Genomic DNA, 12,548 nt, shown 5'->3' on the forward strand with positions numbered 1-12,548 from the left:
GTGATCGAGGTCAAAGCTTTGAAAAAGTCTTATCATTCGATATCGGTCCTGCGAGATGTGACGTTTTCTGTTGCGCGAGGAGAGTTCTTTGGCATCATTGGTCCAAATGGAAGCGGCAAATCGACTCTGCTAAAAATGATCTCAGGTGTGATTCCACCCGATAGCGGAGACATCTTATTAGGCGAAAAGTCCATTCGCTCCTATTCCCGTAAGGATCTAGCCCGCCAATTGGCGGTTCTGGAGCAGGAGGCGCTGCCCCCGGTTGGTTTTCGTGTACGCGAGGTTTTGGAGATGGGACGATTCCCTTATCAAAACTGGTTAGGGGAAGAAACAGAGGACCCTACAGCTCTGATAGATGAGATTATCCGAATGCTAGGTCTGGTCGAACTGGAAGAACGGACATTGGACCAATTGAGCGGGGGAGAAAAGCAACGAGTCGCCCTGGGGAAATCTCTCGTACAAAAGCCCAAACTCCTCCTCCTGGATGAACCGACGACCTATTTGGATATCGGTTATCAAATCCAACTGATGGATATTGTGCGGAGCTGGCAAAAGCACACACAGGTCACGGTCGTTGCGGTGTTGCATGATTTAAATTTGGCTTCTCTCTACTGCGATCGTATTTTAATGCTACATAAAGGAAACCAGGTGCGTGTAGGCGATCCCCGTGAAATACTGCAAAGCAGCCTGATTGAGCAAGTGTACGGGACTAGGCCGATCGTGATGGAGCACCCGATTCATCAACTGCCTCAAATCTTCCTGCAATCTGGCTCATAGTCCAAAGGAGGGCTCGCAAATGGTTGTGCTGATCACGGGAGGTGCCAAAAGCGGCAAGAGTACATTTGCTGAAAAGTACGCTGCCAAGCTCGGTACCAAAGGCATCTATATCGCGACATCACCTGTATTCGATGAAGAGCTACAGGAAAGGGTAAGACTTCACCAGCAACGAAGGGAAATGTCTGCTATCGGATGGGAAACAATTGAAGAATCGTACGAGCTGAATGCCGTCCTGCGAGATCTGGCTGGGAACAAAGAGCTGTGGGAGACGGGAACCGTCGTGCTAGTCGATTGCTTGATTTTGTGGCTATCGAATTGGCTGCTGCGTTACGAACAGGACCGTGCCGAGGAACGAATCGATGAGCAACTGACTCTCCTGGAGCAAACGCTCTGTAACTTCCCAGGGACATTGCTCTTGGTCTCAAATGAGGTCGGTTATGGCATCGTACCTGATTATCCGCTCGGGCGGAATTTTCGAGATCTGGCAGGCATTATGAATCAGAGGATGGCAGCTGTGAGCGACCGTGTTTTCCTCGTCACAGCAGGGATTCCGATTGAATTAAAAAGCCGTGAATTCACGATATAGAATGCGAATCGGGAGGGATACCGGTTCGCGTTTGTGTCTTTTTTATGATATAATGAAAGAAAAGCAATGGAAGGGATCAGGATACCATGCGTCCCTATAGGACGATCTGGAAACGTTTTGACCTCTCCTACATCTAGCTTCGTAGTAGTCGCTCGTCGCTAAGACGACCAACCTACTACGGAAGCGAGGTCTTTTGTATGAGTAGCGACTTATACTTACGAATTTCCTCCTTAGTCGGTAGGCCGTCTGTGCCAAAACCGACAAAAATGCGAGGAATTCATGATGAGGAGAGCGCTGCAAGTAACCCGACGTTACAGTTTGATTTTGTTTGGAGCGAGTTTGTTAGCTTTCACTTATTTTCACATTAATTTTCAGAACCACTTATCAGAGGGTGGGTTCGTCGGCCTGGGGCTATTGGCAAAATACGCTTTTGACCTGTCACCAGCGATGATGATGCTACTGCTTGATATTCCACTGTTTTTAGTGGCGTGGATTGTGAGAGGACGTCAGTTCATCTGGGATACGATTTTCGCATCTCTTTCGTTTACCGTTTTTTATGATCTGTTTGAACGATTCTCACCGATTGTGATCGACTTGAGTGGCATGATGCCAGTCGCGTCCATCGTGTCAGGTGCATTGACCGGATTGGGTACGGGATTGGTTTTGCGGTATGGCGCCGCAACAGGGGGAGACGATATTTTGTCTCTTCTGCTCAGTAAGTACACCGGGCTGTCGATCGGTACCATATTTCTTTTACTTGATGCTTTGGTACTTACCCTTTCGTTCTGGTATGTACCTGTAAAAGAAATGATCTTTACCATTTTGGCCGTCATCATCTCCAGTCGGGTCATTACGTGGACAGTCGAATCGGGAGCAACGGTCGAGGTAAACGAAGAGGGTCATGGACATGGCAACGTATCCATGACACACAGATAACGTGAAGAGTAATGTTGGAGAACATGCAAATAGAAAACGAACGCGAAAGACCTTGCCGGATACAACTGGGTAAGGTCTTTTTTGTACAAATATTGGTACCGTAGAATCGGCTTGCCATGCAGATAATACCTAACAAGCCCAACCATGAGGCCATATTCTTGGTCGATACAGGTGACGGAAAGGAACTGCTATGAGCGAAAATTTCTTTGGTCATTACAAGGAATTTGTGGTCGTCCCCAAGGAAGAAAAAGAGCAAGGGATGGAAGAAGTGTTCGTCCCGGAGGACTATGCGAGTCACTATATCCTCACGTTTTCTTTGTATGATTCCTGTATTTCGAGCTGGAAAGAAGCGGACAAGTTTCATGTGAATGCAGAAAACAGCTTGAAAAAGGTGGTGGCGGAGCTCAACGCAAAAAAGAAAAGCCTAGTTCGTTTGGAATTGCTAGAAATAGATGATGAAATAACTTATTTCGTTTTGGCCCTCTCCTGGAAAGAAGGAAATAATAATGAACAAAACATGCGAGACAGGATCCAAGTTTTTTTAGAAAAGGATTTTTCAACAGACTTGCTAATTGGAGAAACGTGGTACCAGTTGATCGGAGCCAAAGGAAAGTTTGAGCGTCGACTATTTACCTATACGATGGAGAAATACGAGCCTCGCTCTGCTGATTCGCACGAGAACTAGGCACATCATCCTGATTATTTTATTAAAAACATAGGGAATTTGATGCAGGTAGACTCCATAGTGAGGGCGAATCAGGCAATAGAAGGAGAAAAGAAAGCCTGAAAAGCTCGTCTCCTTGTAAAAATAGGTCCGAATGTAACATAAATCCCATCGCAGGAACATCCGATACCAGAATAGAGACGAAAAAGGGAGACAGGGGAACATATGCCTACATACTATTACTTCATATGCCAAAAATGTCGAACCCGGGGGGGAGTATTCGGCGAACAGGCTTGGGGGTGGGGGAGCTTTGATATGATCGAGTCTTTCAAATTCCTTGCCCATCATATTCATACTTGCGGGGAGGACTCCATCCGAGTCATTTCCGAAGAGGTAGACGATTATGTCGATCAATTACATACGGAATACAATGAATTTTTAGAGGAAACAAAACATCTATTTCCACACTCCAATGACTGGGCGTTTCTGGATAGATGGAAGGAGCTTTCGGTAGACGAGCTCAAGGAGAAATGGGTAGAAGAAAACAAAATCGAATACGACGATGAGCGGACGAAGCTAACTGGAATCCTGGAACAATACGAAATCATTCAGGAGGGAACGAGGCATCCGTATTTTCATGGTCACGTAGTCGAGACAGACGGTCGGAAATCCGCGGTCATGGGAAGTGCGCGACAATTGCCTCCTGTGAACAGATCCTATATCATCATAGGGGTGAAGCGGGATCATCCAGAGCTGGGAGAAGTTTTGGAAATACATAAAATGATACCCGAGTCCTAAAGCAGCTGGAGAAAGGGGCATTTTTTATGAATATGGAGAGAGTCGGTCAACTACTAGAGAAGGTTCGTGAAGCAAATCCGTTAATACATAACATCACCAACGTAGTCGTTACCAATTTTACGGCAAACGGGCTTCTGGCACTGGGAGCATCACCTGTAATGGCGTATGCCAAACAAGAAGTGGCGGACATGGCAGGAATTGCAGGTGCGCTCGTATTGAACATGGGAACGCTGGACGAACAGGTAGTAGAGGCCATGCTGATCGCAGGGAAATCTGCAAATGATCACGGAGTCCCCGTCCTGTTTGATCCGGTTGGAGCGGGTGCCACTCCTTATCGTACGAAGACCGCTCAGACAATGGTGCAGGAAGTAAAAACAGCGATTGTAAGAGGGAATGCTGCGGAGATCTCCCATGTAATAGGAGAGTCTTGGGAGATCAAGGGGGTCGACGCAGGAGAAGGAAAAGGGGACGTCGTCGCACTGGCGAAGATGGCAGCGAAGAAGCTGGGGACGATCGTAGCGATCACGGGAAAGGTGGACGTCATCACAGATGGAGAACGTACCTACTTGATTCGCAACGGTCATCCGATTCTGACCAAAGTAACGGGTACTGGCTGCTTGCTCACATCCGTCATGGGAGCTTTTGCAGCGGTAGACGATGATGTACTCTTCGCTGGTGCTGCTGCTCTGGTGTGCTATGGTGTTGCCGCCGAGCAAGCAGCACAAAAGACTGCAGAGGAAGGCCCGGGTAGCTTTCAGTTTCAGTTTTTGAACGAGCTGGCCATCGCAACACCTGATGATGTTCGTAGAAAAGGCGTACTTGAAGTAATGGAATAGGAAAGTCTCAATCGAGAAACAAAAAAAATCCCCCTATGGTGGGGAGAAAATGATCGTGAATGGGACTATGCTAGATATGTTAGGGCGTAGCTGTAGCTTCTCAGTGTATATGACAGCAGCTTCTTCTGGTGCTCGGAAAGCGCAAGGAATATGAATTCTACCTGATCATTTTCAAACGGAAGTAAATAGAACTGAGAAATTCCATGACATATGATTTCTCTCTTTAACGCCAATGCCATACTGGCGTTCGTACGTATTTGCAATTCCACGGTGTGTACCCTCCTTGGACATAGACTAGAGTACCAAATTTATACTGGGAAATGTATACAATTTGTGGCGGTATCATGTCCAAGTTGTTACCAATTTTTGTATGAAAATTTACTAAAAAAACTATTCTGTCAATAGGCTCTATTTGTTGTCCGGAATGCATTTACTGCGTGAGAAATAGGAGGAGATCATGGCGGAAACCCGTCCTTTATCGGTTAAAGGATCGTGCTTTCGGCTTGAAAGGCATCTCAGTAATTCACGATCGCAGCTGCAGGAAAAATAGCCTCGTTTTTCATAGCAGAGATCGTGCCGTTTACAGCATCGGTCAATGTCGTCAATGGGTGCTCCCGGACCGGAGCAACCTGGCCCACACCAGTTTCCATACAGACATGGAAATTGTCTTGCTCGTCGTTTACTTTTGCCCACTCGTCATCACCACACCATTTAGATTTACTTCTAGATTATTGGCATGGGGGCAGGAATGCTTTAGGTAGCATGCCCTTATTTTACTTAAATTCATGTGAGAAATAGGGCAAGTGCGCCTGAATATGGGAAGGATGACGATCCTGCAGGTAGCAAATGTGTGTGCGAAGCAAGAGGGCTCGGAGACCGCTAAGCAGAGGTTGCCGAGCCTTTCGTTTGCTTGTTACAATAGGGAAGGAAACACTTCGTTGTTACTAGATTTCAACAGTAAAAAACTTTTGAAACTGTACTTGAAAACATAGGCGAGGTATGGTAGATTATTTCTTGCCGAGTCTATCGGCTAATGACAGATGGATGGATGTCCGAGCGGCCGAAGGAGCACGATTGGAAATCGTGTAGGCGGGGTCGACCCGTCTCGTGGGTTCAAATCCCACTCCATCCGCCATCCTGGCCCGTTGGTGAAGCGGTTTAACACAGCAGCCTTTCACGCTGTCATACAGGGGTTCGAATCCCCTACGGGTCACCTAAAAACACCCCACAAAGTGAAGCGAACACTTCGTAGTAACGCCGAGTACTTTGCGGGGACCCCAACAACTGGTTTGGGGGACAGTGGAGGCTTAGCTCAGCTGGGAGAGCATCTGCCTTACAAGCAGAGGGTCGGCGGTTCGATCCCGTCAGCCTCCACCATATCCTTTATGCGGAGCTACGTCCGCTCCATGAAGATTTACGGTCTTTCATAAGTCATTTGATAGATTTTTGGCGGTGTAGCTCAGCTGGTTAGAGCGTTCGGTTCATACCCGAAAGGTCGGGGGTTCGATTCCCTCCGCCGCTACCAAAAGTAATTAAATTACCTTTATGGCGGTCGTGGCGAAGGGGTTAACGCACCGGATTGTGGCTCCGGCACTCGTGGGTTCAAGTCCCATCGATCGCCCCATAAACAAATAACTGGTGAGTGTCCGTTGGAGAGAAAATGACGGCGCTTTTTTAATTCCATAGAAATAACCCAGCTAGAATGCCTGATCAGGCTTCTCGGCTGGGTTATTTTATTTGTTCCGGTAGACTATTTTTGCAGCATTTGCTTGATCAATTCGCGATTCCTCTGCTTGAAAATCTCGTTGTGCGAGGAGACCATGCCGTGGGAATTCGCGTCTGGTGAAATGTATTGCTTCGCCTTGTTGACAGCATTGGCAGCATCCTGAAAAGCGCCAGCGATCAAGTGCAGCTTGCCGTCGTATTTGACGATATCACCGGCAGCGTACAGGCCAGGAATCGATGACTCACCGCTTGCGGTCGCATCCACGTAAAAATCCTCGGCTAATGTAATTTCCAGCTCGCTATTTTTCAAAAGGCTGGAATCCCGCTCGTATCCGTGGTTGATGATCACATCATCGATCACTAAGGTAGTGACTTCACCTGTTTCATGATTCGTCAATTCCACAAGCTCGACGACCTCGCGATTAGCAGATGCGACTAGGCGTGTAATCGTGGTCTGGAAAAAGCAACTAGCCGAGCTGTTCAAAAGCTGGGTGACTTGCGCTTCATGAGCAGACAACGATTCCTTCCGGTAGGTGAGATAAACCTTCTTGGCAATGGGCTCCAATTCATTTGCCCAATCGATGGCAGAGTTCCCACCTCCGGAGATCACGACGGTCTTGTCCTGAAAATAGTTAATGGACTTCACGGTGTAGTGCAGATTGGATACTTCAAACTTCTCGGCACCTTCCAAATCTAGTTTTTGCGGGGTGAGAATTCCGCCTCCGACCGCTACAATGACTGTTTTGGAATAGTGAAGGTTGCCAGACTTAGCTCGCAAAACAAAAATCCCATCTTCGTTCCGTGAAATCGATACCACTTTTTCGTTCAAGAAGACTTCTGGATGAAAGGTCAATCCTTGAGCGACCACCTGCTCGATGAGCTTGGCTCCGGTAATCGGCGTTTGCCCTCCGACGTCCCAGATCATTTTCTCTGGATATACGTGAATTTTCCCGCCTAATCGAGGTTGAAATTCAATCAGCTTCGTTTTCATCTCGCGAAGCCCGCTATAAAAACTAGAGTAAAGACCTGCTGGGCCTCCTCCAATGATGGTCACATCAAACAATTCATGTTGTTCCATGTCACTTCACTCCTGAACAAGTATACGTAACTGATTCTCATTCTCAACAAATTATAATGTCTTTCCTTTCCAAAGGCAACCTCAATCAGCTATTGACAGAAAAAAAGGACACCCGTATAGTAAATGTGAAATTGATAATCATTATCACAATTTGGCGCTCTGTGTTTTTCATTTTGTAATGGGAGGGTACATAATGGTTCGCTTGTATACAGAAGAACTAAACATTGGTTATGGTGAACGACTAATTGTAAAAGCGCTCAGCGTAAAAATACCCGATAAAAAAATTACGGCTATCATTGGTTCGAACGGTTGCGGGAAGTCCACCTTGCTTAAAGCGATGACCCGAATTATCTCCCATCAATCGGGGGCTGTCATTCTGGATGGCGAGAGCATTTCCAAAGAAAATACGAAGATACTCGCGAGAAAAATGGCGATCCTTCCGCAAACTCCGGAGAGTGCGAGCGGATTAACCGTTGGCGAGCTCGTATCGTATGGCCGATTTCCCTACCAGAGTGGTTTGGGACGACTGAACAAGAAAGATTATGAAGCCATCGACTGGGCACTCGAAGTGACTGGGACAAAAGATTTCAAATACCGTCCAGTAGATGCTTTGTCAGGTGGTCAACGCCAGCGCGTCTGGATTGCTATGGCTCTTGCGCAAGAAACGGAGATCATTTTCCTGGACGAACCGACTACGTACCTGGATTTGGCCCACCAGCTGGAAGTACTGGAACTTTTGCAAAAGCTGAATGTCGAGCAAGATCGCACTATCTTGATGGTGCTGCACGATTTGAACCAGGCAGCGCGATTCGCCGACTTCATGATTGCTTTAAAAGATGGGCAAGTGGTCAAAGCGGGAGACTGTGAAGAGGTCATGAAGCCGGAAGTGCTAAAAAAAGTATTTCAGATCGACGCAGAAATCGGGCGCGATCCCCGAACCAACAAACCGATGTGCATAACATACAATCTGGCTAAAGGAGAATAAACATCATGAGAAAAATGTGGTTGCCATTTATTCTAGTCTTCGTACTTTTCCTCAGCGCGTGCGGGAGTCAGCCTTCAGAGGGCACGAACAACTCCAACTCAACTGCTGCTCCTAAAACAGAAGACAAGGCACCAGCGCAGGAGGGGAAAACAGGTACCATCACCTATCAGGCTGAATCAGGTCCGATTGAAGTGCCTGCTGACCCGAAACGGGTAGTCGTTTTGTCGTCTTATGCGGGCAACGTCATGGCGCTGCATGTGAATCTGGTAGGGGTTGACTCTTGGGCGAAGAAGAATCCACGATTTCAAGATGCATTGAAAGATGTAGCAGAGGTTTCAGAAGAAAATATTGAAAAAATTATCGAGCTGGACCCTGATCTCATCCTTGGGTTGTCTGATGCGAAGAACCTCGACAAGCTGAAGCAAATCGCGCCTACCGTTACCTTTACATACGGAAAGCTGGACTATCTGACGCAACAGATTGAGATCGGCAAGGTGTTAAACAAAGAGAAGGAAGCCCAAGTTTGGGTGGATGACTTTAAAAAGCGCGCTCAAGCGGCTGGAAAAGAGATTCATGCGAAAATCGGAGATAACGCGACGGTATCCGTTATTGAGAACTTTGATAAGCAGCTCTATGTATATGGTGACAACTGGGGACGAGGAACAGAGATTCTCTATCAGGAAATGAAGCTGAAAATGCCTGAAAAAGTAAAAGAAACAGCGCTGAAAGAAGGCTATTACGCATTGTCGCTGGAGGTTATGCCTCAATTTGCGGGTGATTACGTAATCTTGAGCAAGAACAAGGATACGGATAATTCTTTCCAAGAGACGGATACGTACAAAAATATTCCAGCAGTCAAAAATAATCACGTATTTGAAGCGAATTTGAATGAGTTTTACTTTAATGATCCACTTACACTCGAGTTTCAGTTGGAGTTCTTCATCGAACACTTCCTCGGAAAAAAATAAGGGGTGCTGAAGGAATTCTTTCTAGAGAGAATTCCTTCTCCTTTACTCTAGAACAGAAAAGTGAGAAGACGTATGACAAACGATAAAAAGCGTTTTGTTCTATTTGGTCCTAAGCTGGTAATTTCATTCCTAGTCTTTTTGGCGATGTTTGCCATTGCCATGGTGTTGGGAGCTGCGAATACCACGTTATTGGATGTGTGGCTGGCACTCACTACCCAAACAGTCGGTGAAAAAATGTCTGTCCTTCGTGAAATTCGATTGCCTCGTGAAGTAGCTGCGATATTTGTGGGAGCGGCACTGTCGGTTGCAGGGGCGATCATGCAAGGGATGACGAGAAATCCTCTCGCCGATCCCGGATTGCTCGGACTCACGGCAGGTGCAAATGCCGCTCTGGCCGTGACGATTGCCTTGATTCCATCCGCTAATTACTTGGATATTATGGTGGCTTGCTTTATCGGTTCAGCTGTAGGAGCCGTGCTGGTCTTTGGAATGGGTTCCTTGAAAAAAGGAGGTTTTTCACCACTTCGCTTGGTGCTGGCTGGTTCAGCGGTTTCTGCGTTTTTATACGCGATTGCAGAAGGAGTAGCTCTTAGCTTTAAAATATCAAAAGATGTCTCTATGTGGACAGCTGGTGGTGTGATTGGAACGTCATGGAGCCAGCTGCAAATCATTATTCCGTTCATCACGGTAGGGATCATCCTTGCCCTGTTTTTGTCCAGACAGCTGACCATTCTCAGTCTGAGTGAAGAAGTAGCTGTAGGGCTTGGGCAAAAGACGATGCTCGTTAAAACGGTGCTGTTCGTCGTCATGATTTTGCTTGCAGGGGCAGCAGTCGCGCTCGTCGGGAACATGGCCTTTATTGGCCTCATGATCCCCCATTTAGTTCGTCCGATGGTCGGAACGGACTACCGTTATATCATTCCGATGTCAGCTGTGACGGGCGCTACGTTCATGCTTTTGGCAGATACGCTGGGTCGAACCATCCATGCTCCCTATGAGACTCCGGTAGCAGCACTTGTGGCAATGCTGGGATTGCCTTTCTTCCTGTTGATCGTTCGCAAAAGGGGGAAATCATTCCTATGATTCATCCAGACATCATCAAAAAACAGCGAGTAATGCTCTGGGGATTGCTAGCTTTCACGCTGGCAGTCATCGTGATTGGGATGGGAATGGGTTACTCTTCTTTGTCTTATAACCGATTGATTCCCACATTGATAGGACAAGGGACGTTTAAGGAAGAGTTTGTCTTATTCGAGGTTCGTTTACCAAGATTGATTATTACGTGGCTAGCAGGAATGGCATTGGCGCTGTCTGGGGCAATCCTCCAAGGAGTCACGAGAAATGATCTGGCGGAACCTGGAGTGATCGGTATCAACTCAGGAGCCGGGGTAGCAATTGCACTGTTCTTTTTGTATTACCCGATCGATGCCGGGTCCTTTGCTTACCTGCTGCCGCTTGTAGCGTTTGCAGGAGCCACTCTTACGGCAGTGTGCATTTATTTCTTCTCTTACAGTAGAAGCACGGGTCTTCAGCCGGTAAAGGTGGTCCTGATTGGGGTCGGCTTTTCCATGGCGCTCTCAGGGGTGATGATCGTACTCATATCATCTGCCGAGCGTGCAAAAGTTGACTTTATTGCCAAATGGCTCGCGGGAAACATTTGGGGTGCCGATTGGCCGTTTATCTGGGCCATTCTGCCATGGCTACTTATCCTCATTCCATTTGCGCTCTACAAAGCCAGTCGATTGAACTTGTTGTCGTTAAATGAGCCTGTTGCGATTGGTGTAGGTCTCGCAGTTGAAAAGGAACGCTTTGTCTTGTTACTGGCCGCGGTAGCCTTGGCCGCTGCAGCTGTTTCGGTGACAGGAGGGATCGCGTTCATCGGGCTGTTGGCACCGCATCTGGCCAAAGCGCTGGTGGGTCCACGCCATCAGTTAAGTGTCCCGGTGGCTATCGTTCTCGGGGGTGGGCTATTACTCGTTGCTGATACCATTGGACGCAATCTCGCAGACCCGGATGGAATTCCAGCAGGGATTATGGTTGCCTTGATTGGAGCCCCCTATTTTTTGTATCTGTTGTGGAAGAAATCGTGAAGCTGCAAAAGAGCAGGAGCTACAGCATCCTGCTCTTTTTATTCCGATTGTCGTCAAACAGTGATGGAACCATGGGGCAAGAAGAGCTAAAAAGGCGTGCAGGAACACTTCGTTCCACACGCCTTTTCTGTCGGCCATTATGCGCTTTTCTTGTGTACGGATTGAGAGGGCATAAACAGCTGCTTCCACTTGATTTGCGGGACACCGATCGCTGCCAGAATCATCAGGACGCCGCCCCATTGCGACCATGTAACCGTCTCATGCAGGACAAAGCTGGATAAAAGAACGACTGCTGGCAGCTCTGCCGCACTGAGAATGGTGGCGAGTCCATTCCCGATTCGAGGGACACCTACGGACAAGCAAAAAATGGGAATGACTGAGCCGAAGAGCGCCACGAGCAGGCCAAATGGTAGCAATCCTTCCCACAAACGACCATTGATTAGAAAGGTTGGTGGGTACACAATCGAGATCATGATCGCCGCCAAGCTAATGGAGATCGCACTTCGTAAGTAGGGATTCATATCCGCAAGAATACGTCCGCTAAAAAAGATGACGAAGGCAAACGTTGCTCCAGACAAAAGGCCGCAAGCCAAGCCTGTCAAGCTAATCGTTTGAAGTCCTGACTCTCCTAGACCGCTCGCAAGGACTGTTCCTAATCCCAGCATGACGATGGATACCCACTTTGCAGGGGATGGCCATGTTCGCTGGGCAATGGACTCCAACAAGACACCGATCCAGGTGAACTGAAAGAAGAAGACAATCGCCAACGACGCAGACATTTGACTGACAGCTTGGTGGTAGAAGAAGCTAGACGATGCCATCATTAGGCTGACTGGTACCAATATCAGCACGTATTTCAGACGGAATCTCTGTTTGGAGAAGAAGAGAGCCATAATGGACATGATCAGTCCGCCGAAAATCAATTGACTACTGCTCATTTCATAGGGAGTAAATCCATATTGGAATGATTGCTTCATAAATAAAGAGAGGACGCCGTAGCTGCAAGCTCCCACTACTACCAATAGCACTGACTTCCAGTATGTCATAGGTGAAATTCCTTTCCTAAATAGTGAACTTTGACGAATAATGCCTATTGTACTATAGG

12 protein-coding genes, 5 tRNA genes and 1 pseudogene are annotated in these 12,548 nt (G+C 47.4%); 15 read left to right on the plus strand and 3 right to left on the minus strand.

Going from position 1 to position 12,548, the window contains the following annotated elements; genetic code table 11:
• From AN963_RS21575 to thiM, 6 genes are all read left to right on the plus strand, one after another.
• A complete protein-coding gene (locus tag AN963_RS21575; RefSeq protein ID WP_055746624.1) occupies positions 1 to 777 on the plus strand; it encodes an ABC transporter ATP-binding protein in 777 nt (258 codons plus the stop codon).
• 19 nt (positions 778 to 796) lie between these two features.
• A complete protein-coding gene (gene cobU, locus AN963_RS21580) occupies positions 797 to 1,363 on the plus strand; it encodes a bifunctional adenosylcobinamide kinase/adenosylcobinamide-phosphate guanylyltransferase (RefSeq protein ID WP_055746625.1) in 567 nt (188 codons plus the stop codon).
• Between the two features lie 279 nt (positions 1,364 to 1,642).
• Entirely contained in the window at positions 1,643 to 2,299 is a 657-nt protein-coding gene (locus tag AN963_RS21585; protein WP_055746626.1) for a YitT family protein, read from the plus strand.
• Positions 2,300 to 2,489: 190 nt separating this feature from the next.
• Complete coding sequence (locus AN963_RS21590) at positions 2,490 to 2,984, plus strand: hypothetical protein (protein ID WP_055746627.1); 495 nt, start codon at positions 2,490 to 2,492, stop codon at positions 2,982 to 2,984.
• 294 nt (positions 2,985 to 3,278) lie between these two features.
• Positions 3,279 to 3,761: a hypothetical protein gene (locus tag AN963_RS21595; protein ID WP_236708054.1), complete on the plus strand. Its 483-nt coding sequence runs from the start codon at positions 3,279 to 3,281 to the stop codon at positions 3,759 to 3,761.
• 26 nt (positions 3,762 to 3,787) lie between these two features.
• Complete coding sequence (gene thiM, locus AN963_RS21600; RefSeq protein ID WP_055746628.1) at positions 3,788 to 4,597, plus strand: hydroxyethylthiazole kinase; 810 nt, start codon at positions 3,788 to 3,790, stop codon at positions 4,595 to 4,597.
• 597 nt (positions 4,598 to 5,194) lie between these two features.
• On the opposite strand, the pseudogene AN963_RS32110 reads toward thiM, so the two are convergent.
• Positions 5,195 to 5,290, minus strand: a pseudogene (locus AN963_RS32110) (phospholipase A2 family protein); the annotation flags it as partial.
• 349 nt (positions 5,291 to 5,639) lie between these two features.
• Between AN963_RS32110 and AN963_RS21610 the strand changes: the two are divergent.
• From AN963_RS21610 to AN963_RS21630, 5 genes are all read left to right on the plus strand, one after another.
• Positions 5,640 to 5,732: transfer RNA gene (locus AN963_RS21610), tRNA-Ser, on the plus strand.
• 4 nt (positions 5,733 to 5,736) lie between these two features.
• Positions 5,737 to 5,810, plus strand: a tRNA-Glu gene (locus tag AN963_RS21615).
• 88 nt (positions 5,811 to 5,898) lie between these two features.
• Positions 5,899 to 5,974 (plus strand) — tRNA-Val (locus AN963_RS21620).
• A gap of 71 nt (positions 5,975 to 6,045) precedes the next feature.
• Positions 6,046 to 6,122 (plus strand) — tRNA-Met (locus tag AN963_RS21625).
• Positions 6,123 to 6,145: 23 nt separating this feature from the next.
• Positions 6,146 to 6,221: transfer RNA gene (locus tag AN963_RS21630), tRNA-His, on the plus strand.
• A gap of 126 nt (positions 6,222 to 6,347) precedes the next feature.
• Here AN963_RS21630 and AN963_RS21635 read toward each other — a convergent pair.
• Complete coding sequence (locus tag AN963_RS21635; RefSeq protein WP_055746630.1) at positions 6,348 to 7,400, minus strand: NAD(P)/FAD-dependent oxidoreductase; 1,053 nt, start codon at positions 7,398 to 7,400, stop codon at positions 6,348 to 6,350.
• A gap of 193 nt (positions 7,401 to 7,593) precedes the next feature.
• Here AN963_RS21635 and AN963_RS21640 point away from each other — a divergent pair, with 193 nt between their 5' ends.
• The 4 genes from AN963_RS21640 (at position 7,594) to AN963_RS21655 (ending at position 11,443) form a co-directional block, all read left to right on the plus strand.
• Positions 7,594 to 8,385: an ABC transporter ATP-binding protein gene (locus AN963_RS21640; RefSeq protein WP_055746631.1), complete on the plus strand. Its 792-nt coding sequence runs from the start codon at positions 7,594 to 7,596 to the stop codon at positions 8,383 to 8,385.
• Between the two features lie 5 nt (positions 8,386 to 8,390).
• Entirely contained in the window at positions 8,391 to 9,353 is a 963-nt protein-coding gene (locus AN963_RS21645) for an iron-hydroxamate ABC transporter substrate-binding protein (RefSeq protein ID WP_055746632.1), read from the plus strand.
• Between the two features lie 72 nt (positions 9,354 to 9,425).
• Positions 9,426 to 10,436 (plus strand): FecCD family ABC transporter permease, encoded by a 1,011-nt coding sequence (locus AN963_RS21650; protein WP_055746633.1) that lies wholly within the window; start codon positions 9,426 to 9,428, stop codon positions 10,434 to 10,436.
• Positions 10,433 to 11,443, plus strand: coding sequence for a FecCD family ABC transporter permease (locus AN963_RS21655; RefSeq protein ID WP_055746634.1), 1,011 nt, complete (start codon positions 10,433 to 10,435; stop codon positions 11,441 to 11,443). The genes AN963_RS21650 and AN963_RS21655 overlap by 4 nt, the downstream gene beginning before the upstream one ends.
• A gap of 137 nt (positions 11,444 to 11,580) precedes the next feature.
• On the opposite strand, the gene AN963_RS21660 is transcribed toward AN963_RS21655, so the two are convergent.
• Positions 11,581 to 12,489 carry an EamA family transporter gene (locus AN963_RS21660; protein WP_055746635.1) on the minus strand — a complete coding sequence of 303 codons (909 nt, stop codon included), beginning with the start codon at positions 12,487 to 12,489 and terminating at the stop codon, positions 11,581 to 11,583.
• Between the last annotated feature and the right edge of the window lie 59 nt (positions 12,490 to 12,548).

Origin of the sequence: Brevibacillus choshinensis (assembly GCF_001420695.1) — a bacterium.
Lineage (GTDB): Bacteria > Bacillota > Bacilli > Brevibacillales > Brevibacillaceae > Brevibacillus > Brevibacillus choshinensis.

Bases quoted from the DNA above. Each gene is read 5' to 3' on its own strand.
- cobU (WP_055746625.1), top strand. From the start codon at position 797: ATGGTTGTGCTGATCACGGGAGGTGCCAAAAGCGGCAAGAGTACATTT.
- AN963_RS21585 (WP_055746626.1), top strand. From the start codon at position 1,643: ATGATGAGGAGAGCGCTGCAAGTAACCCGACGTTACAGTTTGATTTTG.
- AN963_RS21590 (WP_055746627.1), top strand. From the start codon at position 2,490: ATGAGCGAAAATTTCTTTGGTCATTACAAGGAATTTGTGGTCGTCCCC.
- AN963_RS21595 (WP_236708054.1), top strand. From the start codon at position 3,279: ATGATCGAGTCTTTCAAATTCCTTGCCCATCATATTCATACTTGCGGG.
- thiM (WP_055746628.1), top strand. From the start codon at position 3,788: ATGAATATGGAGAGAGTCGGTCAACTACTAGAGAAGGTTCGTGAAGCA.
- AN963_RS21635 (WP_055746630.1), bottom strand. From the start codon at position 7,400: ATGGAACAACATGAATTGTTTGATGTGACCATCATTGGAGGAGGCCCA.
- AN963_RS21640 (WP_055746631.1), top strand. From the start codon at position 7,594: ATGGTTCGCTTGTATACAGAAGAACTAAACATTGGTTATGGTGAACGA.
- AN963_RS21645 (WP_055746632.1), top strand. From the start codon at position 8,391: ATGAGAAAAATGTGGTTGCCATTTATTCTAGTCTTCGTACTTTTCCTC.
- AN963_RS21650 (WP_055746633.1), top strand. From the start codon at position 9,426: ATGACAAACGATAAAAAGCGTTTTGTTCTATTTGGTCCTAAGCTGGTA.
- AN963_RS21655 (WP_055746634.1), top strand. From the start codon at position 10,433: ATGATTCATCCAGACATCATCAAAAAACAGCGAGTAATGCTCTGGGGA.
- AN963_RS21660 (WP_055746635.1), bottom strand. From the start codon at position 12,489: ATGACATACTGGAAGTCAGTGCTATTGGTAGTAGTGGGAGCTTGCAGC.